Below are 23,548 nucleotides of genomic sequence, written 5' to 3'. Positions count from 1 at the left end.
GTTCCTTCACTGATTTTTTCTACTTCCTGCATTACTGCATATCCATGCAACGGCTCACCAAGAGTCATCATAATGTAATACGTAGCTTCGGTTAATGGTAAGTATTTCTTAATATCATCTTGAGACATCATCAGGCACCATCATTATATCGTTAGTCGTTATATCGTCTGACGATATATTATAGCATTAAACGATTCTTGTCAATACCTTAGAGCATAGAAATATAGTTCAGTGGTCAGGAAACCAAGGGAAGGTTATTGAAAATACCCTGCCAACGGGAATCTGGTTCCATCAAAGCCAGGCGGTTCCAGGTATCGTCCCCTTGTATGTTGCTTTGTGCTAAAGCATTAGTGGAAGTGCTGTGATGAAGGCGAAGTAAACGTAACAAAATTGCATTTTGTTCAATCTTCGGCATCCTAAAAGTTTAGAATGTGCCCTACCGGTAATATACAGTCCCTTGCTTGTAGACCAGGCCTTATTTGTATGCCGTTATCGTTAAAACTACACAGTAGTCCAGTGGTTATTGTCTATGTTCTGAGTGAAACCGTTGGTGATAATGACTACCACCAGGTCACGACTGGGTTCAACGAATCCGATAGAACTGAACGCACCACCGTGACCATATGCAACTGTGGTGCACAGACTCCCATATCGAAGGCTGACAAGGTCCCCGGTGTCACTACCTTTCATGAAGCCCAAGCCCCAGAGGGGGGCACTTCTATTCCAAAGGGCATGCTGTTGCGGCACACCATGCCGCTGCGATGGGTGGTCGTGAAGAGGTTAACCGTCTCACTCTCCCTCCGTGAGCATGGCTACCACACCTTCATCTTCGGCGGCAACCAAAGCCGGTTCTTCTTCGAGGGGCGCGATAGGTGTGTAGCGTGCGGGTATCAACCGGCCGATTATCACGTTCTCCTTCAGTCCGATAAGCCGGTCTGTAGACCTCTTGACAGCCGCTTCGGTCAGCACCTTGGTAGTCTCCTGGAAGGAGGCAGCAGCCAGCCAGCTGTTGGTGCTCAGGGCTGCTCTGGTTACGCCCAACAGCAGGGTACGGGCTATCGCCGGGTCGCCACCCTCGGCCACGATCTTGGCATTGACATCTTCGAACTGGAACCGGTTCATCACCTCCCCGGGCACGAGGTCGGTGTCACCTGAGGAATCGATGCGGACCTTGGACAGCATCTGTCGGACGATAACTTCAATGTGCTTATCGTTGATTGTTACGCCCTGGGAGCGGTAGACCTTCTGTACCTCTTCAACCAGATACTTCTGCACGGCTTCCCGCCCGAGAACATGCAGTATGTCCTGAGGATTGACAGAGCCTTCGGTGAGCTGCTGTCCCGCACTCACTACATCTTCGTTCTGGACACGAATGCGAATCGCAGCCGGGACACGGTACTCGCGTTCTTCTATCTCCCTGTAGGCAACGGAAAGGTGCCCGTCCTCAATGACGACCTCTCCGGAAACGCGTGCCACAACTGGCTCCACATCAGAAACCAGTTCGGTGGATGCCGTCGTCTCCTTATCGGCTGGTCTTTTCTTCCCGGCGGGTGGGATGGCCAAAATGTCCCCGATATCCACCCATTTCCCCTTTTTCACCTTTATCTTATATCCCGGCGGTAGCTGATGCTCGGCACGGAAGAGTTCGGAGCTTATCACTTTGATAGATTGACTTTCGTCACTGCGAATCACCTGGGCGATACCGTTTATCTCTGAAATGATAGCCTGGGTTTTCGGCGTTCTTGCTTCGAAGAGCTCTTCCACTCTGGGCAGACCAGTGGTGATATCAAGCCCGACAACCCCGCCGGTATGGAAGGTGCGCAGGGTCAATTGTGTGCCCGGCTCTCCGATGCTCTGGGCAGCAATGATTCCTACCGCCGTGTTGAGGTCTACCCTGCGACCCCGTCCAAGGTCCCGGCCGTAGCAACGCTGACAGACGCCCTGCCGCGCCAGGCATGACAGAGGGGACCGTATCTGGACCGGCGTAATCCCGGCAGCAATAATCTCTTTCGCCTTCACTTCATCGATTTCTTCATTCCGGTCCACGATGAGTTCTCCGGTCTCCGGATGGACTACTTTACTGGCTGCCAGACGGCCATTTATCCGGTCGATCAGAGGAGGCAGCATTTCTGATTTATCACTCTCCGATATCCAGATACCATCGGTAGTGCCGCAGTCTTCATCAAGGGTGATGACATCATGGGAAACATCGACCAGTCGCCTGGTAAGGTAGCCGCTCTCCGATGTCCGCAGGGCGGTATCAGCCAGCCCCTTGCGGGCGCCGTGGGTGGAGATAAAGTACTCAAGGACGCTGAGACCTTCGCTGAAGCTGGATTTTATCGGGAAGTCGATTATCTTGCCTGAAGGGTTCGTCATCAGCCCACGCATGCCGGCCATCTGCCGGATCTGGGTGATGTTACCCTTGGCCCCGGATGTCGCCATCATGTAAACACCGCCGTGGGGGTCGAGGCTGGCCGAAGTAGCTTCGCCCACCCTATCGGTAGCCCCCATCCATACGTCCACCACGCCGTTGTATCTTTCGTCCTCGGTTATCAGCCCCCGGTTGTACTGGCTTTCGATGAGGGCCGCCTTTTCTTCAGCCTCTTTCAGCAGTTTCGGTTTTGACGCCGGTACCTCGACATCGCTCATGGCGATAGTCGTGCCGGACTTGGTGGCATACCGGAAGCCCATCTCCTTGAGGTCGTCCAACACCATGGCCATCTCTTCATCGCTCAGCAGCTTAGCGCACTCCGTCACGACCTGCTTCAGGACAGACTTGTCAACTGGCTGGTTGTAGAAGTGGAGTTTCGCGGGCAGAGCATCATTGAAGATGATGCGCCCGACACTGGTCTTTATCCTCTCCCCGTTCTCCTGTCCGCGGACTTCAATCTCCTCTCTGAGATCGAGAGCACCAAGTTCGTACATGAGCTTGGCCTCTTCGAAACTGCCGAGGAGACCCTCTCTCTGGGTGCCTCGTCTGATTGTGGTCAGGTAATAGCACCCGAGTACCATATCCAGGGTGGGCGTTACTACCGGCTCGCCGGAGGACGGCAGCATCATGTTGTGGATGCTCAGCATCGTCTCCCTGGCACCCCTGACGGCGGCCTTGGATAGAGGGATGTGTACCGCCATCTGGTCACCATCGAAGTCGGCGTTGAAGGCGGAGCAGACCAGGGGGTGAATCTGGATGGCGCTGCCATCGATAAGCACCGGCTCGAAGGCTTGGATACTAAGGCGGTGAAGGGTAGGTGCCCGGTTGAGCAGTACCGGCCGGTCCTTGACGAGGTCTTCCAGTATATCGTAGACTTCCGGCTTGCCCTTCTCCACCAGCCGGCGGGCGCTCTTGATATTGTGAGCCAGGCCCTGTTCTATCAGCAGACGCATGACAAAGGGCTTGAACAGCTCTAGGGCCATCCGCCGGGGCAGACCGCACTGATGAAGCTTGAGTTCGGGACCGACGACTATCACCGAGCGTCCGCTATAGTCTACCCTCTTGCCCAGCAGGTTCTGGCGGAACCTTCCCTGTTTGCCCCGCAACATGTCGGACAGCGACTTCAGCTTGTGGTTGCCGCTGATGGAGACCGGCTGGCCACGTTTGCCGTTATCGATGAGAGAATCGACCGCTTCCTGGAGCATCCGTTTCTCGTTGCGGATGATGATTTCCGGGGCACCGATGTCCATCAGGTGCCGCAGCCGGTTATTACGGTTGATAACCCGCCGGTAGAGGTCATTGATATCGCTGATGGCGAACCTCCCGCCATCGAGCTGTACCGTCGGTCGGAGTTCAGGCGGCAGCACGGGCAGTACGGTAATGATCATCCACTCGGGTTTGTTACCGCTGCGACGGAAGGCCTCTACTACCTGCAGTCGCTTGCTTGCCTTCTTGCGGCGCTGCCCGGAGGAAGAATGGTTCTCCTCCAGCAACTCGTCGCGCAGGTCGGAAAGGTTTACCTTCTTGATGACCTTGAGGATTGCCTCGGCGCCCATACCGGCTTCGAAGAGGTGCCCGAACTTCTGCTTCCGGTCACGGTATTCATTCTCGGTGAGCAGCTTTTGTACCTTGAGTTCCTTGAGGTGCTCGACATCACGAGCCAGTTCCTCCCGGAGCGGTACCGGTTCTGTTTCCAGGTCTCGCCGGAGCTGGTTTACCTCCTCGACGGAAGCATCGGACATGGACTCGATTTTCTCTTCCAGGCCTGCCTTACGCTCAGCGTGGTCCTGGGAAATCTGCTCCTTGAGCTCTTCAATTGCCAGGTCGCGTGCTTCCTCCTTGACCGAGGTGACGATGTAGTGGGAGAAGTAGAGGACACGCTCCAGATTCCGCGGAGACTGGTCCAGCAAAAGCCCCAATCGGCTGGGTATCCCCTTGGCAAACCAGATATGGCTTACCGGACAGGCCAGTTGGATGTGCCCCATTCGCTCCCGTCGCACCTTGGCGCGGGCAACTTCAACACCGCACTTATCACAGATTATTCCCTTGTAACGGATTTTCTTGTACTTTCCGCAGAAGCATTCGTAGTCCTTGGTTGGGCCGAATATCTTCTCGCAGAAAAGGCCGTCCCGCTCCGGTTTCAGGGTACGGTAGTTGATTGTCTCCGGTTTGGTAACCTCACCGTAGGACCAGCTCCTGATCTGCTCCGGTGAAGCCAGTGAGATGCGGATAGCATCAAAATCATTAACTTCAAGCATTCTCTTCTACCTCTCCGGTCGGCTCTTCCTCGGTCTCTAGTTGCGTTTCAAGCGTGGGGGACTCAATAGCATCATTGGTGTTGGCGGTCTCCTCTTCAGCCTCAGGCTCTATCTCCGGTGCAGCCGCCTCAGCTATGACCGCAGCAGTGGCAGTCTCATCTTCAGCCTCAGGCTCTATCTCCGGTGCAGCCGCCTCAGCTATGACCGCAGCAGTGGCGGTCTCCTCTTCAGCCTCAGGCTCTATCTCCGGTGCAGCCGCCTCAGCTATGACCGCAGTGCTGGCGGTCTCATCTTCAGCCTCAGGCTCCGTCTCCGGTGCAGCCGCCTCAGCTATGACCGCAGTGCTGGCAGTTTCCTCTTCAGCAGTGGACTCCTCCTCAAGCACGGATACTTCGGCGGTCTCGGTCGCAGCACTTATCTCTTCCCCGGGGGCCAACTCCACTTCCGGCGGGGATTCTTCGGCGGTGCTACTCCTGGCAAGGTCCATTCTATTTTCCTCATTCACCACCTCGATAGCCAACCCCAGGCTCTGCAGTTCTTTGACCAGCACCTTGAAGGATTCCGGTACGCTTGGCTGGAGGATATCCTCATTCTTGACAATCGCTTCATAGGCTTTGGTACGGCCGCTTACGTCGTCCGACTTTATAGTGAGCATTTCCTGGAGGTTGTGAGCGGCGCCGTAAGCCTCCAGGGTCCATACCTCCATCTCGCCGAAGCGCTGGCCACCGAACTGGGCTTTCCCACCGAGGGGCTGCTGGCTTATCAGAGAGTATGGTCCCGTGGAACGCGCATGGACTTTATCTTCAACCAGATGGTTAAGCTTCATAACGTAGGTGGTTCCCACCGTTATCGGTCGGTCAAACGGTGCACCAGTGCGGCCATCATGCAGGATGACCTTGCCCAGAGTGGGCGGAATCTGGCCTGTCTCCTCATTAACCTTACGCACGGCCTCATCGAGCTTCTTTGGCTTGAGTTTCGCGCTCTGGATACCCTGTTCTTCCAGCCACAGGCGCAGGCAGACCTCCTTGGCAACTCCGCGATAGTCGTCACCAAAGGCCTTCTTGCCATCGTAGCCCTTGCTGGCCACCCACGCAATAGCCTGTTCTGTTTTTATAGGGGTGCTGCCGTTATCCGGGTCAGGGTCAACCACTCCTGCCCTCTGGGCAAACCATGCCCGGGCCATAGCGTCCTCAATGTCAACATCATCGGCGCCGTCAAAGACTGGTGTGAGTACCTTAAAGCCCAGAGTCTGGGCAATCCAGCCCAGATGGGTCTCCAGGACCTGACCGATGTTCATCCGGCCCGGAACGCCGATAGGGTTGAGAATAATGTCTACCGGTGTGCCGTCAGGAAGAAACGGCATATCTTCAGCAGGGGCAATAATGGAAACCACGCCCTTGTTGCCGTGCCTCCCGGCCATCTTGTCACCCACGGAAACAGCCCTCTTCTGTGCTACCCAGACCTGCACCCACTGGTTGACGCCGGCGGGCAGGTCATCACCGGTAAAGACTTTGACATTGACTATTTTCCCCTGCTCGCCGTGAGGCACCCGCAGGGAAGTATCCTTCACCTCGCGGGCTTTCTCCCCGAATATGGCGCGGAGGAGCTTCTCTTCAGCGGAGAGTTCGGTCTCACCCTTGGGTGTAATCTTACCGACCAGTATGTCATCCGGGCCTACCTTGGCCCCGATGCGGATAATGCCGTCCTCATCCAGTTCCCGCAGGCTTTCTTCGCCCACGTTAGGGATGTCCCGCGTTATCTCTTCAGGTCCCAGCTTGGTGTCCCGGGCTTCTACTTCGTATTTCTCAATGTGGATGGAGGTGAAAGTGTCCTTCTCAACCAGACGGTTGCTGATTACGATAGCATCCTCGTAGTTGTAGCCTTCCCAGACCATAAAGGCGCAGAGCAGGTTCTGGCCAAGGGCAAGCTCACCCTGCTCTGTGGATGAACTGTCCACCAGCACCTGTCCCGGCTTCACGCGGTCGCCCTTGCCCACTATCGGGCGCTGGTTGATGCAGGTCCCCTGGTTGGTGCGGACAAACTTGAGCAGCGGATAGCGGTCCTCGCCGCCATCATCCCTGGTGATTACTATCTCCGAACTGGTGACCGACGTAACCACACCCGCATTCGTGGTCAGCAATACCTGGCCGCTATGCTTGGCAGCCTCGGCCTCCATACCGGTGGCTACAATCGGTGCTGATGGCCGTAACAAGGGCACAGCCTGCCGCTGCATGTTGGAGCCCATCAGGGCACGGTTGGCATCATCGTGTTCCAGGAACGGTATCAGCGCTGCCGAGACGCTGAATACCTGCTTGGACGAGACGTCCATGAAGTCAATTTTTCCCGGCGCTTCTCGCAGGTAATTACCGGCAAGCTTGGCCTCCATCCTTTGATCAATAAGTTCATTGTTCTCGTTCAGCCGGATATCAGCCTGTGCAATAGTGTACTTATCCTCTATATCGGCGGTCATGTAGACAATCTCGCCGGAAACAAATGACATGACTTTTATGTCCCTGGGGGAAAGACCGCGCAACTCGGCAGCCTGTTTTTCGCTGATAGTGGTACCTTCTGCTACCAGGATATTACCGCTATCATCGAGTACGTCCTCACGAGCAGTCTTACCCACCAGTTGCTCTTCGGTATTACCTATCTCGTGGACAACCTTACGGTAGGGCGTTTCAATGAAACCATATTTATTTATCCGACTGTAGGTCGCCAGCGAGCCAATCAGGCCAACGTTCGGTCCCTCCGGCGTCTCGATGGGACAGATTCTGCCGTAGTGCGAGTAATGGACATCGCGGGCTTCAAAGCCGGCGCGCTCACGTGACAGCCCTCCCGGTCCCATCGCTGAAAGGCGTCTCTTGTGGGTCAGTTCATCAAGGGGGTTGGTCTGCTGCATGAACTGGGAAAGCTGCGAACTACTGAAGAACTCCCTGATTGCAGCCATCACCGGACGGGTGTTTATCAGGGCACTGGGAACGGCAGCTTCCGTGGGAATAGTACTCATCCGTTCCCTGGCTACCCGCTCCAGACGCATCAGCCCGATGCGGAACTGGTTCTGTACCAGTTCACCAACTGTACGAGTGCGCCGGTTCCCCAGGTGGTCTATGTCATCCGGGGTATCATCACCGTTGTTGACCATGATGATATGTCTTACAATCTCGACCATATCCTCTTTGGTCAGCGCTCGCTGGCTCTCCGGTATATCCAATCCCAGCCGCTTGTTCATCTTGTAGCGGCCTACGACCCCCAGGTCATAGTGCTGGGAGTCAAAAAGCTGGCTGGTTATCAGCTTCCTGGCGTTATCAAGGTTAGGCGGGTCACCGGGGCGCAGCTTGCGGTAGATGTCAATCATTGCATCAGACTGGTCCCGAATACCAGGTTCACGCTCCAGGGTCGACCGGATGTACTGGTGGTCGGGAGAGCTGTCTTCTTCGGTAAACAGGCTCAGGAGCTCCTCATCGCTACCGTAGCCGATAGCACGCAGCAGTGTGGTAACCGGTATCTTCCGTTTGCCGTTTATCTTTGCCGAAATGATGTTGGAATTACTGGTATCAAACTCGAGCCAGGCCCCGCGATTTGAGATTAGCTTGGCATGGCAAAGTCCCCGTCCGCTGGAGACATCCTCTTCAACCGTGAAGTAAACACCCGGAGAACGGAGCAGCTGGCTGACTACCACCCGTTCCGCCCCACTGGTAATGAAGGTACCCCTGGCAGTCATCAGGTGGATATCACCGAGGAAGAGGTCCTGTTCCTTTATTTCTCCCGTCCCCTTGATTAGCAGCCTTGTCTGGACATAGAGAGGGGCCGAATAGGTCTTGTCCCTCTGAAGGCATTCGTGTTCGGGGTAACGTGGTTCGCGAAACTCATAGCTGAGGAAGCTCAGCTCGAGCCTGTTGCCGGTGAAGTCCCGTATCGGGGATACTTCTTCCAGCACCTGTCTGAGCCCCTCTTCCTGGAACCAGCGGAAAGAATTCAGTTGTACTTCAATCAGATTGGGCACTTCGATAATCTGGGGTAGTTTGGCATAGGATTTCCTGGCGACAGGATACAGGCCCTTCTCGGTGTCAACCAATGACATAGATACCACCTCAAACTTAACGTACTATGAAGGCATGCAGAAACGATGCTTTACCGTAGACGAATCCCAAAGCAGCGGCTAGGAAAAACAGGTAATTGTGTAATAAAGACAGAAACCTTGTGAGGCATAGTCAACAACCTAATAATATACCAAATACTGTATATGTTTGTCAAGTTCTATTAGTTCGCCCGTAATCATCACTCAGCCGTACCACGTCCTCCAACTCCGGGGTGGAGACCTCCAGAATCGTCGTATCCTCCAGGGCCTCTACTCGGTGCCGGGTAAACGGGACAAGCCGGATGGCCTGGCCGGGCTCAAAAACAGTTGATACCGGAGCACTCTGCTCATCACTGATTTCAATCCGGGCCTTTCCGGAATACACGTACATAGTCTCGTCCTTGCGCTCGTGGTACTGTAGACTTAGCCGGTGTCCCTTTTTAACGAATATAATCTTGCCTGCGTACTTCGGGGTATGCGCCCAGAGCAGCTCATACCCCCAGGGCTTCTCTATCTTGCGAGGTAGCTTTTCCTCCATGTTCACTTGCTCCCCCTTCTACTGGAACCGCACATCAGCTCCGGCCTGGTTTCAGAGTCCGGCCAGTTTCTTACCTGCCTCAAGCAGCCTTTCCACGCGGGACAGGCTGTTACTTTCGGCATAAACGCGGAGCACGGGTTCGGTGCCGGAGAACCGGACCAGTAACCAGGCCCCGTCTTCCAGGGTGAAGCGGAAACCATCGCAGGTATCCGTTTTCACCACGCGGACTCCCTCAATAGCTTGCGGGAAGCTGTTCCGAATATGGTCGGTCATCCTCTGGCGTTCGTTCTCCGGGAAGTGGACATCCGTGCGATGGTAGTGGTGTGGTCCCACCCTGCGGTACAGGTCCGCGAGGAGTTGCGATGGGGTCTTGCCTGTCCTGACCATGAAATCCAGGAAGTAGAGGCTGGCGGGAACGGCGTCCCGCTCCGGAATATGTCCCCGGAAGCCGTAGCCACCACTTTCCTCCCCGCCAATGAGTGCGTTCTCGGTAACCATTATCGGGGCAACGTATTTGAACCCGACCGACGTCTCATAAACCGGTACCTGGTATATCTCGCCGAGACGGTCGACCATGCTGGTAGTGGTGATTGTCTTCACTATCGGCCCTCGCTCACCGCGTATCTCCAGCAGATAGAGGCAGAGCAGGGCAAATACCTGGAGCTGGGTGAGAAACGCCCCGTTTTCATCGATTATACCTATACGATCGGCATCGCCGTCCAAGGCCAGGCCGACATCGGCCCCCTGTTCCCTGACGGTAGCGGACAGCTTCTCCAGGTTGACTTCAATCGGCTCGGGGTTTATCCCGGGGAAGGCAGGGTTGTACTCGTCGTTGATTTCGGTTACATCAATAGCACCTCCGGCAAGAAGTGTCTTGAGATAGCCGGCACCAGCCCCGTACATCGGGTCGACAATGACCTTGAGCTTCGCCCGGCGGACCTTGTTGAGGTCGACGAACCTGGTTGCCCGCTCCAGGTAAACGGAGGTCAGGTCAGAATACTCTACAAGCCCACGCTCCACGGCCTGCTCAATGGGCATCTTCTCGGTCTTTCCGGTGTTGAAGGCGCGGGAGACGTGCTTTTCCACTTCGGAGATAACTTCCGAGGGAGCGCTGATGCCGCCGGCAACCCGCAACTTGAAACCGTTCCATCTTGCCGGGTTGTGGCTGGCGGTAATCATGATTGCGCCGGCAGTCTGCTTGTGGGTAACGCCGAAGCTGACCACCGGGGTCGGGGTCGGCTTAGGAGACAGAAGGACCTTTATCCCGTTGCCGGCTATGACCTCGGCGGTGGCGGCGGCGAAGTCCTCCGAGGCAAAACGGGTGTCATAGCCGATTACCAGCCCCTGGCCTTCCAGTCCCGCCTGCCTGAAGTAGTCGGCAACACCCTGCGCACAGAAGCGAACGTTGTCAAAGGTAAAGTCCTCGGCGATGACTCCCCGCCAGCCGTCGGTGCCGAACTTGATGGGGTTTTCTACCGCTCTCATGTCCCTCCGTTGACCGTTCCTGTCATTCTGAGCCGGGGCTCCGAGCGAAGCGAGGAGACACAGAATCTCCCCAGATGATGTCGCTTCTCCAGAGAGGTAACCCCCCGTCCCCTGAATTAGATTATACCACTAAAGTGCCTTTCCGGTAGTCCCTGTCGCGGGTGATGACAATATGTAGGTCTCGTTGCCGTGACCGCGTGGTTGTCGGTCGTCCATTCATTAGATTGCTTCGCTGCGTTCGCAATGACGGCGTACCTTTCTCGAAAACACTCTATGTCATTGCGAGGAGCGTGCCGACGTTTCGTCGGCCCGGCGACGAAGCAATCTCATTAAGCAGCTTAATCGCTGATAGGTAACCCCATCCCCTGTAGCTATTTTGGGGCTTCGCTCCTTCTGAGGGGCGCCCACTCTTGGTTTCCTGCTGCCCGGAGTCCGTGTCGGCGAAGACCGGGCTACGGTCTATGTCGAGCAGTCTGACCGGCTTCTTCATGGGCTGGTACTGACTGCCCTGCCCAGTGTTGTACATATGGCTGAGTGCCTCACAGTCAATGGATGCACTGTCTGCCAATCTATCTGTTTCTCAACCTCCAACTGGCACGGGTGTACTGTGTTAGTGCGGGTTTGCCTGTGTCACAAGTCTGCCGAAGGGCTTCCGCCATGAAACGTACGTTCTGGCGCGGCCGATGTGCGGTTCCCTATGCTGTCGATTTAACCCCTCGGTTTGGGCTTGAATGTTACCGATGGCTTAAACCTTTCCGAGTACTTAAAGCCTTCGGCCTCTACAACCTCGCCGTACCTGGCCTTCAGTTCATCCAGGGGACCCACGTCCAGGGCGTACATCGGGCAGGCCTCGACACAGATGGTCTGCTTGCCCTGCTCCAACCGCTTCAGGCAGAGGTCGCACTTCTGCATCCTGGCATCCTCTTCAGGACCGAACTGCGGTGTATCCCAGGGACAAGCATTGAGGCAGAGGGTGTTACACTGCTTGTTGCCCATACACTTTTCCCGGTCAACCACTACGATACCGTCAGACTCTCGTTTGCTGATAGCGTCCACCGGGCAGGCCTTGATGCAGGGCGGGTCAGCACACTGGAAGCACAGCGAGGCCAGGTATGCAACGAAGACGTCGGGGAATTTGCCCTCCTCGATAGTCTGAATCCGCAGCCATTTAACTGGCCCGGCGTCGATATCGTGCCAGTCTTTGCAGGCCACAGCACAGGCGTAGCAGCCTGTGCACCGCGTTTGATCGAAATAGAACCCCATCTGGTTCATTGGAATTCCTCCTTTATGCCTTCTCAGCCTGAACCAGGAAGCAGGAGGTGACATAGCCCCCGCCCGGTGATGGCTCATTTCTGGTCAGAGTATTGGGATATCCGGAGCCATGGCATTCACCCGAACTCTCGAATCTCTCTGGCCGTGGTCTCCAGTTTGCCACCGTCAACCAACAGATCACACACAGCCACGTCAATCCCAGCTTCGGCGAAGGCCAGCACCATTGTCTTTCCCAGTCCTCTCCTGCCACCGGTTACAACGGCTACCTTACCACTCTGGGACAAATCAGGGATACTCAATCTCCAGTATCCTCTTGTTCAGCGTTTGCCATTTCAACCTGCAAGCAGGCATCCTCAGCATCAAAAAAACCATACCGAACGGTAGCAGTAGAGAAATGATACCATAACGTCAGGTATCGAGATTACTGGGATGATAGTCTCATACCAGCATTGTCCGAGTCAAATCCCCACCGAACCCTGGCAGGTAGGAACCGGCAGCACGTCTTCCAGTATCAGACAGGTAGAGCTGTGCCCATCACCCGGCCAGTTGAAACCGAGGAGATACGGACAGCCAGGTGAGAAAGACGGGGGTAGTAGTATGAGCTTTCTCGTGAGTGAGAGCCTCACCATGTTGACAGGAGAGGATTTCAAAGGCCTCGGTGTACGATTCACACGTCCAGGGGGCTGTTGCAGTGCCCCATACCGGAGATTGACAGCCAGGTGCCATGAATATACTATTGGTGACAAAGCAACGAGGGCCGGGTGAACGTCGGCATTACTGCACCGCAGATAAATAGAGGATAACGGGGAAGGAAAACCAGGAATGCCGGAAGAATCATTGAAGATGCCGGAAGTGCCCTTCGGCCCACACACAATCTCACGACTGATAGTCGGGGGGAACCAGCAGAATGGAGCATCTCATCAATCTAAGCTGATGGGCATGCATATGCTCGAATACTTCACAGTGGATAGGACCGTAGCGTTCCTGCGAAGGTGCATAGCTCAAGGCATAAACACGTGGCAGGCAAACAGTAATGAGAAAGTTCGGGATGTCCTCTTGAAACTTCGTGAAGAAGGCGAGGAGATAAACTTCTTTCTACTCAATCGCCCCATCTATCACCAGCTCAGCAATCTCGGCATCCGACATACCGAGGAGTTCCTTAAGCAAGTATTCATTATGCTCGCCCAGCAAAGGGGCTCGCTTCACTTCGCAGGCCGTTCGGGACAGCATAAACGCGGGTCTGGATTTTGTGGTGATAAGTGCTGTAACGCACCGTCTATTGCTCCCGGTCTTGCTCGGGCGTTTTCAGAAGTTCCATGATGACGCTACCGGGTCCTCCGATATCGACATAGGCAAAGACGCCCGGTGTCGAGACCATAACCTCGCCCCCCTCTGCCACGAGTTTGGCGGCCGCCACACCCACATCATCAACACGGCAGCAAATATGATGCAGTCCTTCTCCATGGGTATTGAGGAAATCAGCCCAGAGCGACTTCTCCGCTACAGGCTCAATCAACTCAAACTGTACCGGACCCAATGAGGCGTGGGCCAGCTTCAATATGCCGACGTCCCTGAATGTCCAGGGGCCAATACCGAGCAACGATGACCACGACCCAATAGTGGCTTCACAGTCCTTTACAACGAGGCCGATGTGGTCGTACGAGTCCAGTTTCACTCCGCTTGCCATAGTAGCCCATCTCCTTTACGCATTGAGTATCCCACGTTAGTACGCCTGTAGAACTGTCAAATCCACCCCAAAATAAAGGAACGTTATTATGCTTTTAAGGTGAACCCCGTTCCCTGAATTCGATTATACCACCAAGGTGCCTTTCCGGCATTCTATGTCGCGGGTGATGACAATATGCAGGTCTCGCTGCCGTGACCGCGTGGTTTTCGGTCGTCCATTCATTAGATTGCTTCGCTGCGCTCGCAATGACGGCTTATCTTTCCCGGAAACACTCTATGTCATTGGGAGGAACGCAGTGACGAAGCAATCCCCCACCATGTCATTGTGAGAAGTACAGCGATGAAGCAATCTCCCACCATGTCATTGCGAGAAGTACAGCGATGAAGCAATCCCTCACCATGTCATTGTGAGAAGTACAGCGATGAAGCAATCCCCCACCATGTCATTGCGAGAAGTACAGCGATGAAGCAATCCCCCACCATGTCATTGCGAGGAACGCAGTGACGAAGCAATCTCAATCCGAAGCTGTTCTGGAGCACGACGTGCTTCTTACCCCAGAGCCTCTTTTCTGAGAATCTCGGCCTTGTCCGTCTTTTCCCAGGGGATGTCGAGGTCGTCGCGGCCGAAGTGCCCGTAGGCGGCCAGCTGCCGGTAGATGGGACGGCGTAGGTCGAAATTACGAATAATGGCTGCCGGCCTGAGGTCGAAGTGCTTCTCAATGAGTCCGTCGATGACGCTGGTATCGACCTTGCCGGTACCGAATGTCTCCACTGCCACCGACAGGGGGTGGGCCACGCCGATAACGTAGGAAACCTGGATTTCGATACGGTCTGCCAGTCCGGCGGCAACCATGTTCCTGGCAATATACCTGGCCATATAGGCCGCCGAGCGGTCGACCTTGGTAGGGTCTTTACCGGAGAATGCCCCACCACCGTGGCGAGCAAGACCGCCGTAGGTATCCACCAGAATCTTGCGGCCGGTAAAGCCCGTATCGCACACGGGGCCACCGATGACGAAACGACCGGTACCATTGACGAAGAACCTGGTCTCAGCGTCTATCAAGGAAGAAGGAATAATCGCCTTGACTACTTTTTCAATAACGTCTTTCTCCATCTGCTCCGTGCTGACGTCATCGTCATGCTGGGCGGCAATGACCACGCTGGTAACCCGCCTGGGCACGCCCATACTGTATTCCACGGTCACCTGGGACTTTCCGTCGGGCCTGAGATACGGAAGGGTACCATCCTTCCGTACTTGAGCGAGACGCCGGCATAGCTTGTGTGAGAGGGAGATGGGTAGCGGCATCATCTCCGGTGTTTCGTTGCAGGCGAAGCCGACCATCATCCCTTGGTCACCGGCACCGGTCTCGTCCAGCGGGTCGGTATCCGAAGTGCCCTCTTTGACCTCTCGAGACTTGCTCACACCCCGGTCAATATCAGCCGACTGCTCCGTAATCGACACCATAACCCCGCAGGACTGGCAGTCAAATCCGTAGTTGGGGTTCGTGTAGCCGATGTCTCTGATAACATCGCGCACCACCTGGGGTACGTCCACATAGCAGGTTGTGGTCATCTCTCCCAGGACCATGACCAGGCCGGTGGTGCAGGCCACTTCACAGGCCACCCGGCCGTTGGGGTCCTCGGTCATTACTGCATCCAGAATGGCGTCCGATATCTGGTCACACAGCTTATCGGGATGCCCTTCGGTAACCGATTCCGAAGTAAGCAGATACCTAGGTGATTCGCTGAAGCTAGTAGGCATTGTTCCTCCTTTTCTACGTCCCCTCACGCCAGCTATTGAGGTATTTCTCCTGTTCCGGCGTCAGTGTGTCAATGCTGATTCCCATGGCGTCCAGCTTCAATCTGGCAACCTGCCTGTCAATCTCCACCGGGACGGAATGGACCTCGGTCTTGAGCTTCCCCCGGTTCTTCACCAGGTATTCCATGCAAAGCGCCTGGTTGGCAAAGCTCATATCCATTACGCTGGCCGGGTGCCCCTCGGCGGCGGCCAGGTTAATCAGTCTGCCTTCACCCAGCAGGAAAATCCGGCGGCCATCACAGAGAGAATACTCCTCCACGAAGGGTCGCACCTCCCTCTGTCCGCTGGACAGGTTCTCCAGGGCGGGGATATTTATTTCCACATTGAAGTGCCCACTGTTTGCCAGAATTGCGCCGTCTTTCATTGCCTGGATATGCGGCTTATCAATAACGTTCTTATCCCCGCTGATGGTTATGAAGATATCACCCACTCTGGCGGCTTCCATGAGGGGCATAACCCGGTAGCCGTCCATGACGGCCTCCAGGGCGCGTACCGGTGCCACCTCGGTGATGATGACCTGGGACCCCAGTCCCTGGGCCCTCATGGCAATGCCATGCCCGCACCAGCCGTATCCGCAGACCACTACCTTCTTGCCAGCCCAGAGGATATTGGTAGCCCGCGTGATGCCGTCGATGGTGCTCTGTCCGGTGCCGTAGCGGTTATCGAAGAGATGTTTCGTCTGGGCATCGTTCACGGCGATTATGGGGTACCTGAGTCCGCCGGACTTCTCCAGACTGCGCAGCCGGATAACACCGGTGGTGGTTTCCTCGGTCCCGCCTATGATGTTCTCTATGAGGTCTTCACGCTTGGTATGGAGCGTGGTCACCAGGTCTGCGCCGTCATCGACGGTGATATGGGGTTTCTGGTCGAGGGCGGTGCTGATGTGTTCGTAATAGGTCACCGCGTCCTCTCCTTTGATTGCGTTCGTGGGGATTCCATAATCCACCAGGGCGGCAGCGGCATCGTCCTGGGTGCTGAGGGGGTTGGAGGCACACAGCACGAGGTCGGCACCCCCGGCCTGGAGAGCCAGCGCCAGGTTCGCCGTTTCCGTGGTTATGTGCAGGCAGCCAGCTATGCGGATGCCGGATAGTGGTTTTTCTGCGGCAAACCGCTCCTGAATCAGCTTCAGTACCGGCATTTCCCGGGATGCCCAGCCTACCTTCCGCCGACCGGCCTCAGCCAGCGTGGGGTCCTTGATATCGTAGTTCTTGGTGGATGCCATCAGTCGCTCCTCCTGTACTTAAGAACCAGCGCGGTAACATAGCGCCGTATCATTACTTCCCGAATATCGACGGTAGGCACCAAGAAAATAGTTTACCACATGTTGGCAAACACTTCCTAACCGGGGACGCGCGGCAGTGGAATATCAGATTCCGTGCCGCCGTTACCGGCAGCGCATAGCTAGTGTAGTGTCTCATATATATCTTGACGTATGATGGATGTTGATGTCATTCCAGCTCAGGCTGGAATCCAGGGGGCAAACACGTATTCCGGATCGAGTCTAACAGGGTGATGAAAAAGGGGAAGTCCATAGGGGGCGCCCCTCAGAAGGGGCGAAACCCCTCTTCTGAGAGGGGCCGAAGCCCCCTTTGCAGGGGTGTCTGGGCGTCATTTTTACAGAATGACGTTAGCAGAATCCGAAACCAGATTCTGCCGGTGTCCCCCAGATATAATCTTTCCCCCCTTCCTCGGTAGGAAGGCTCCTCCTGGACAGGAAGGGGAAGGCGGCCCAGATGGGCCGCACGGGGATTGGTCGAAAGGGTTTTTCATAGGCTTGCTAGAATGACAGGGACTGTAAAGGCATTTGTAAGACACTACACTAGCGCTCCTCACGATGACTTACGGTGATCTATATGTGTAGGAAGTAGACTTTGCCTGCTTCCCACACAAGAACAAAACTCCCCTTCCCTGCAGGGAGGGAACCATGAGTGGTCGTTGGGCAGTGACAACGACACCTCACCACATTGTGTCACACTCCTGTCTGAACGAGAACAAGTGGACGGGATAAATTCACACAACCAATTACCCCGATACTGACTGGCAGCCCTGCAAGTGCACATATAGCCTAGCGACAGAATAGGCCAGGTGTGACCATAACACTGAGCCTGCTGGCGGATGAAGTACCCTCTGCCCGGTGCTAACGTAGAGGTAGCGCATGAAGATACAGGATTATACGGGTGGATATCTGGTAGAATTATATCTTGGTGACCTGAGCAGACATTATCAGACCTGCAGGCGACCGGAATAATTCTAAAACCAGCAAGGAGGAGTATTTATGGGAGAGAAAAAAACAATTACATCCATGATGGATGAAAAGAGAGTATTCCCAAATTATTGGTGACAAAGTAATGAGGGCCGGGATGCCTCATGTCGAGTTGATATGGGAAATGTCGGGGCTAGACTTTGACCAGTAAGTAAAAGCACATAAAATGTACAATGATATACCAAAAAGGGGGTAAATAAACGTGGATACACTAGAGGTACTACGCAAGTGCGATATGTTTCGTGCCCTTAATGATGAGCAACTTCAAGTGGTGGCGAAGATGTGTACCCCTGAAGTATTTGAGCCGGGAGAGATAATCTGTAAGCAGGATGTCAGAGGAGATAAGACCCGCGTAATTGAAGATGGCCTGGTGGGCATTATTCTTGAAGTGGGACCACTCTCCCAACGCCAGGTCCAGTCGGCTTCTGCTTGTGATGTTATCGGCTGGTCGGCAATGATAGAGCCACACACCTGCACCGCTACCGTAAAAGCCATAGAGAAGACAAAGGTGCTTGCCTTTAACGGGGAGGAACTACACAATTTATGCCTTACCTCCCCTGAGATAGGCTGTAAAATATCCCGAGGGATAGCCCGTGTCGTGGCCATCAGACTGCGCCACGCCTACACCCAGTTACTCGGCGTTTACTCTCAGGATTAGCCCCGGCTGATAGTCCTTAACCAACCCTGGCTAATACCGAAATCCAGACTAGTTACCGGATGAATTGGAGGAGGAGTTTTGACTATGGAACAAGGGGAAACAATTACATCCATGATGGATGAAAAGAGGGTATTCCCACCCTCGGAAGAAGTCGTCAAGCAAGCACACATCAAGAGTATGGACGAATACAAGAAGCTCTTCAAGAGGTCTATTGATGACCCTGAGGGCTTCTGGGGAGAAATGGCAGAGCAGTTGGACTGGTACAAGAAATGGGATAAGGTACTGGTCGAGGACTTCAAGGAAGCCAAGCACGAATGGTTCGTCGGTGGTAAACTGAATGTCAGCTATAACTGTATTGACAGACACCTGAAAACATGGCGGAAAAATAAGGCAGCTCTGATATGGGAGGGAGACACCGGCGACAGCAAGACTCTAACCTATCAGCAGCTCTATTACGAAGTATGTAAGTTCGCCAACGTGCTGAAGAAGCTCGGCGTTAAGAAGGGTGATCAGGTTTCTATCTACCTACCTATGATTCCGGAGCTGCCGATTGCTATGCTCGCCTGCGCCCGAATCGGAGCCATTCACAGCATTGTTTTTGGCGGTTTCAGCGCCGAGGCACTTAGAGATAGAATCCAGGACTGTGGGTCTAAAGTACTTGTCTGCGCCGATGGCTACTACCGCAGCGGCCGAGTTATCCGGAGTAAAGACAATGCTGATGTCGCCCTGGAGCAAAGCCCCATAGTGAAAGACGTGATTGTGGTCAAGCGGGCTGACATCAGCATAAATATGCAGCCCGGTCGCGACCACTGGTGGCACGATGAAATAGGGGCTGAGGACATAAAACCAACCTGCGAGCCGGAAGTAATGGATGCCGAAGACCCCCTGTTTATCCTCTACACCAGTGGCAGTACCGGTAAACCCAAGGGCGTCCTTCATACCCAGGCCGGCTATCTGCTGTTCTGCTACCAGACCTTCAAGTGGGTATTTGATATCAAGGAAGAGGATACCTTCTGGTGCACGGCAGACATTGGCTGGGTTACCGGCCACAGCTATATCGTTTATGGCCCGCTAGCTGCTGGTGCTACCAGCCTCATGTTTGAGGGGGTGCCGACCTACCCCCATCCTGACCGGTTCTGGGAGATTGTAGAAAAATACCAGGTTAATATTTTCTACACTGCCCCCACCGCCCTCCGCGCCATAATGAGAGAAGGGGATGAGTGGCCCAACAAGCGTAACCTGAGCAGCCTGCGCATCCTGGGTTCAGTTGGTGAGCCGATCAATCCCGAAGCCTGGATGTGGTACTACAACGTGATTGGTAAAGACAAATGTCCTATCGTGGATACCTGGTGGCAGACGGAGACCGGCGGCATTCTGATTACGCCTCTACCCGGAGCCACCCCGCTGAAACCAGGCTCAGCTACATTACCCTTCCCCGGCGTTGATGCGGCGGTAATCAGGGAAGACGGTTCCCCTGCCGATGTTAATGAGGGCGGCTACCTGGTAATCAGGAAACCCTGGCCTGGCCTCATGCGCCGAGTCTATGGCGAGCCGGAAAGGTTCAAGAACACCTACTTTATTCAGTTCCCCGGCGTGTATACCACTGGAGATGGTGCCCGGGTGGATGAGGATGGCTTCTTCTGGCTGATGGGACGGATAGACGATGTCATCAATGTCTCCGGCCACCGCATTGGCACCGCGGAGGTTGAAAGTGCTCTGGTATCCCATAGCAAGGTAGCTGAGGCCGCCGTGGTTGGTATGCCACATGAAATCAAGGGACAGGGAATATATGCCTTCGTCACCCTGAACGTCGGTGTGGAGTTATCCGATACCCTCAAAAAAGAACTGGTTACCCATGTCCGTAAGGAAATTGGCCCTATAGCTTCCCCCGACAATATTCAGTTTACCGACGGTCTACCCAAGACCAGGAGCGGCAAGATTATGCGCCGTATCCTGACCAAGATTGCCGCCGGCGATGTCGACAACCTGGGTGATATCTCCACACTGGCCGACCCCTCGGTGGTTAGTACCCTGGTAAAAGGAGCCCAGTAAACCCTGAGTGATCCAACAGAAGCTACCTGGTTCTTTTATTAAAGATAAAGGGAGCTAACCATTAGAATCTGGTTAGCTCCCTTCTTAGTGGTATCACCATAAAAGGGGGCACGATGAAAACTATAAGGGGGGCAAATCTTGGCGACATCAGCTAATAGATGGAGTGTTCTTACTGGCGGATTCCTGCTGAACCTGATGCTGGGAATCGTATATGCATGGAGTGTTTTTGTTCGCCCATTAATGGAATCTTACGGCTGGTCAAAAACAATAGCAACCCTGCCATTCACAGTCTTCCTGGTGTGCTTTGCCCTGATGATGATTCCTGCAGGAAGGGCTCAGGATAAAATGGGGCCAAAAAAGGTCACCATGCTCGGAGGCATTCTGCTCGGACTGGGGTTTATCCTGGCCTCGTTCATCGGACGTTTTGAGTCTCCTTTCTGGCTGTTTTTTACCTACGGAATCATAGCTGGAGCAGGATGTGGCCTGGGATACGCCTGCGCTATTCCAGCAACAAGGAAGTGGTTTCAGGACAAGCCGGGGCTAGCGGTCGGAATTGTCGTTGGTGGCTTCGGCCTGAGTGCCCTGTTGTTTGCTCCTCTCCAAAGATACCTGATAGACGCTCAGGGAGTGGAGATGACCCTTCTGATAGTAGGCATCGTGCTCCTCGTGGTTTCTGTTCTCTCCGCTTTTCTGTTGCGGAACCCACCCGAGGGATGGAAACCCAAGGGATGGGAGCCTCCTCAGACAACAGCTACGTCAACCGCACCTGCGATAAGGGATTATAGCCCGGGAGAGGTTATCAAGTCAGGACGGTTCTGGATACTATGGCTCACATTTGTTTTCATGTCATCGGCGGGACTGATGGTTATCGGGCATGTTGCAGCCTACACTGAAGAACTCGGCATAGCAGTGATGTACGCTGCTGTCGCTGCCGGGGTTCTTTCTGCATTTAATGCCCTTGGCAGACCAGGGGGCGGGGCACTTGCTGACAAAGTCGGCGTTGTGAAGACCATGATTGTTCTCTTTACATTACAGGGCATAATGATGCTGGTATTCCCTCACGTCGCAGTAAGCTTAATAACAATATTCATCGCGGTGGCAATAATAGGTTTTAATTATGGCGCCTGCTTCGCCCTATTCCCCACAGCGACAGGTGATATTTTCGGCATCAAGAACCTCGGGGTCAATTATGGACTGGTTTTTACGGCTTACGGGGTCGGCGCTACCCTGGGACCCATTATGGGGTCGTACGTCTACGATACTACACAGAGCTATACCATGGCGTTCACGATTGCCGCTGTGTTCGTTTTTATAGCATTAGTGCTGTCACTGGTTTTTAAATTCAGATACTCAAAATAACAGCAGTATCACAACAGTCAGCAGCCGGGTAAGGAAGAACACCTTACCCGGTTATCTTTTTCGCCGGATAGTATAGTCTTCCAGTAGTTCCAGGGCGCGACCGGCGGCTTCTTCCGTACCCATTTCTACTCCGCTTTCATGAACCCGTAGGTCTTCTCGCCCTTCTTCGAAAGGTGGAAGAGTCCGCCGTCCGTTATCCGGCCTACTATCTCGGCCTCTTGCATGTGATGGTCATTCACGGAGAGGACTCCACCCGATTTTAGAATTCGATTTAGCTCTTCCAGTACCCCTCGTGGGTCGCTCAGGTCGTGAAAAACATCGTACAGCAGGGCTGCGTCGATGCTGCTATCCGGCAGTCCTGTCTTGCAGTTAGATTGAATTGTCTCCACATTGGTCAGTCGCTTCCTCAGGGCAATACCTCTGACCATCTGAACAGCCAGGGGATGGATGTCCAGCGCGTATATCTTCCCTGATGCACCCACCAGTCTGGCCAGCGAAAGCATGTTGCCGCCGGGTCCGCAGCCATAATCAAGCACGCTAAACCCCGGCTTGATGCCGACCTCTTTCAGAGTATTCATGCGAGGCTTTAAGAGATCACGAAGCTTGAAGAGAAGAGTCATAAACCTGAAATCGAGGTTTGACATCGATTTGTCAGCCATTATCTTCCTCCTGCTGAACCAGTCCGCTGCTACTTTTACCCGTACTGCTGCCTTATCCTTGCCGAGAGGTCTGCCAGTAGTTCCAGGGCGCGACCGGCGGCTTCTTCCGTGCCCAGGGAAGTGAGCGTACAGCTTGGCGTGAGCAGGCCCTGCCGGATTAGCTGCCGGAAGGGGATACCGTTCCTGGTAAAGGGCGCCATTGCCTCCTCGAGGCGGTCTTTCAGGCTGGCGACTGTTTCCCTGGCTAGTGCTTCAGGTTCATTAGGAACAATCCCCCAGGCGATGGTACCATTCCTGCCGAGGAACTCCCTGACCTCGGCGGGATAGAGACTCAAGGACTCGGCGTAACTGTAGGCATCAAAGCTGATGATGTCGGTGGTGGTCTTGAGCAGGACCGACCAGTCGGTATTGCCGCAGCAGTGGATTCCCTTGATTCCGCTGATACCTTCGAAGACCTCGTCAAGGAGGCTGATGATTTCGTCCCGGTCCAGGAGCAGGCCGATCGACCCGAAAGCGGCCATGTACGGCTCATCGAGGAAGACTATCGTGTTCTTCGAGACCTGGCTCAGGGCTTTCTCCTGCCATCTGGCTTTCATGCGGAGCAGTTTCGGGACGGCATCACGGAGAGTATCATCATAGATTATGGCCTTGCGGTCTTCGTCGGTGACCGTCATCCCCCAGGTGACCGGTCCGGTAACCTGTCCCTTGACTGCCCACGGGGAGAGGTTTTCCCAGTTGAGGAAGGTATGCAATCCGGCAGCATACTCGGCGCCGAGGGAGTACTTGTAGAAATCGTCGGCCAGGTAATCGGTGTAGAACTGCTCCATTTCTTCCTGTGCTTGTGCCCGATCCACGTAGATACGGTCGTTTTCTATCACCAGTCCGGGGAAGCCCTGGCTGTACTGGGCATACATGTTCTCACGGAAGGAGCGCCTCGGCAGTTGTGGCCAGGCGGGAATGTCCTTCAGGTAATGGACCACCTGTGCGCAG

The 23,548-nt window shown here is 54.6% G+C and carries 15 protein-coding genes and 1 pseudogene; 4 read left to right on the top strand and 12 right to left on the bottom strand.

All coding sequences use genetic code 11. From position 1 onward, the window contains the following. Positions 1–501 precede the first annotated feature (501 nt). The 7 genes and pseudogenes from VMW13_00740 to VMW13_00710 all read right to left on the bottom strand — a co-directional run bounded on the left by VMW13_00740 (position 502) and on the right by VMW13_00710 (position 12,361). Positions 502–747 carry a serine hydrolase gene (locus VMW13_00740; GenBank protein HUV43333.1) on the bottom strand — a complete coding sequence of 82 codons (246 nt, stop codon included), beginning with the start codon at positions 745–747 and terminating at the stop codon, positions 502–504. 42 nt (positions 748–789) lie between these two features. Continuing rightward, positions 790–4,689 carry a DNA-directed RNA polymerase subunit beta' gene (rpoC, locus tag VMW13_00735; protein HUV43332.1) on the bottom strand — a complete coding sequence of 1,300 codons (3,900 nt, stop codon included), beginning with the start codon at positions 4,687–4,689 and terminating at the stop codon, positions 790–792. Positions 4,690–5,185: 496 nt separating this feature from the next. Continuing rightward, a pseudogene (locus VMW13_00730) lies at positions 5,186–8,770 on the bottom strand (DNA-directed RNA polymerase subunit beta). Positions 8,771–8,939: 169 nt separating this feature from the next. Further along, complete coding sequence (locus VMW13_00725) at positions 8,940–9,305, bottom strand: hypothetical protein (protein HUV43331.1); 366 nt, start codon at positions 9,303–9,305, stop codon at positions 8,940–8,942. A 51-nt stretch (positions 9,306–9,356) separates the two neighbouring features. Then, positions 9,357–10,790: a phosphoglucomutase/phosphomannomutase family protein gene (locus tag VMW13_00720; GenBank protein HUV43330.1), complete on the bottom strand. Its 1,434-nt coding sequence runs from the start codon at positions 10,788–10,790 to the stop codon at positions 9,357–9,359. Positions 10,791–11,498: 708 nt separating this feature from the next. After that, positions 11,499–12,062, bottom strand: coding sequence for a 4Fe-4S dicluster domain-containing protein (locus VMW13_00715; protein ID HUV43329.1), 564 nt, complete (start codon positions 12,060–12,062; stop codon positions 11,499–11,501). Between the two features lie 116 nt (positions 12,063–12,178). Further along, the gene (locus tag VMW13_00710) at positions 12,179–12,361 is read right to left on the bottom strand and encodes an SDR family NAD(P)-dependent oxidoreductase (protein HUV43328.1); all 183 of its coding nucleotides are present in this window, start codon (positions 12,359–12,361) and stop codon (positions 12,179–12,181) included. Positions 12,362–12,884: 523 nt separating this feature from the next. Here VMW13_00710 and VMW13_00705 point away from each other — a divergent pair. Then, complete coding sequence (locus tag VMW13_00705) at positions 12,885–13,382, top strand: hypothetical protein (GenBank protein ID HUV43327.1); 498 nt, start codon at positions 12,885–12,887, stop codon at positions 13,380–13,382. Here VMW13_00705 and VMW13_00700 read toward each other — a convergent pair. The 3 genes from VMW13_00700 to ahcY all read right to left on the bottom strand — a co-directional run bounded on the left by VMW13_00700 (position 13,339) and on the right by ahcY (position 16,789). Continuing rightward, on the bottom strand, positions 13,339–13,749 hold the full coding sequence (locus tag VMW13_00700) for a VOC family protein (protein HUV43326.1): 411 nt from the start codon (positions 13,747–13,749) through the stop codon (positions 13,339–13,341). The genes VMW13_00705 and VMW13_00700 overlap by 44 nt on opposite strands. Before the next feature lie 549 nt (positions 13,750–14,298). After that, positions 14,299–15,510, bottom strand: a complete 1,212-nt coding sequence (gene metK, locus VMW13_00695) for a methionine adenosyltransferase (GenBank protein HUV43325.1) — start codon at positions 15,508–15,510, stop codon at positions 14,299–14,301. Positions 15,511–15,523: 13 nt separating this feature from the next. Continuing rightward, entirely contained in the window at positions 15,524–16,789 is a 1,266-nt protein-coding gene (gene ahcY / locus VMW13_00690; protein ID HUV43324.1) for an adenosylhomocysteinase, read from the bottom strand. 1,243 nt (positions 16,790–18,032) lie between these two features. Here ahcY and VMW13_00685 point away from each other — a divergent pair. From VMW13_00685 to VMW13_00675, 3 genes are all read left to right on the top strand, one after another. Next, complete coding sequence (locus VMW13_00685) at positions 18,033–18,488, top strand: cyclic nucleotide-binding domain-containing protein (GenBank protein ID HUV43323.1); 456 nt, start codon at positions 18,033–18,035, stop codon at positions 18,486–18,488. An 84-nt stretch (positions 18,489–18,572) separates the two neighbouring features. After that, on the top strand, positions 18,573–20,540 hold the full coding sequence (gene acs / locus VMW13_00680; protein ID HUV43322.1) for an acetate--CoA ligase: 1,968 nt from the start codon (positions 18,573–18,575) through the stop codon (positions 20,538–20,540). Positions 20,541–20,678: 138 nt separating this feature from the next. Continuing rightward, complete coding sequence (locus tag VMW13_00675) at positions 20,679–21,899, top strand: OFA family MFS transporter (protein ID HUV43321.1); 1,221 nt, start codon at positions 20,679–20,681, stop codon at positions 21,897–21,899. A gap of 125 nt (positions 21,900–22,024) precedes the next feature. Here the strand turns inward: VMW13_00675 and VMW13_00670 are convergent, their stop codons facing one another. Both VMW13_00670 and VMW13_00665 read right to left on the bottom strand, forming a co-directional pair. Further along, a complete protein-coding gene (locus VMW13_00670) occupies positions 22,025–22,558 on the bottom strand; it encodes a methyltransferase domain-containing protein (GenBank protein ID HUV43320.1) in 534 nt (177 codons plus the stop codon). 35 nt (positions 22,559–22,593) lie between these two features. Continuing rightward, positions 22,594–23,548: methionine synthase (locus VMW13_00665; protein HUV43319.1), on the bottom strand; the 955-nt coding region annotated here is incomplete at its 5' end.

It is taken from the genome of Dehalococcoidales bacterium, assembly GCA_035529395.1.
In the GTDB taxonomy this organism is placed as follows: domain Bacteria; phylum Chloroflexota; class Dehalococcoidia; order Dehalococcoidales; family Fen-1064; genus DUES01.
This window is presented reverse-complemented; position numbering and strand designations above follow the sequence as displayed.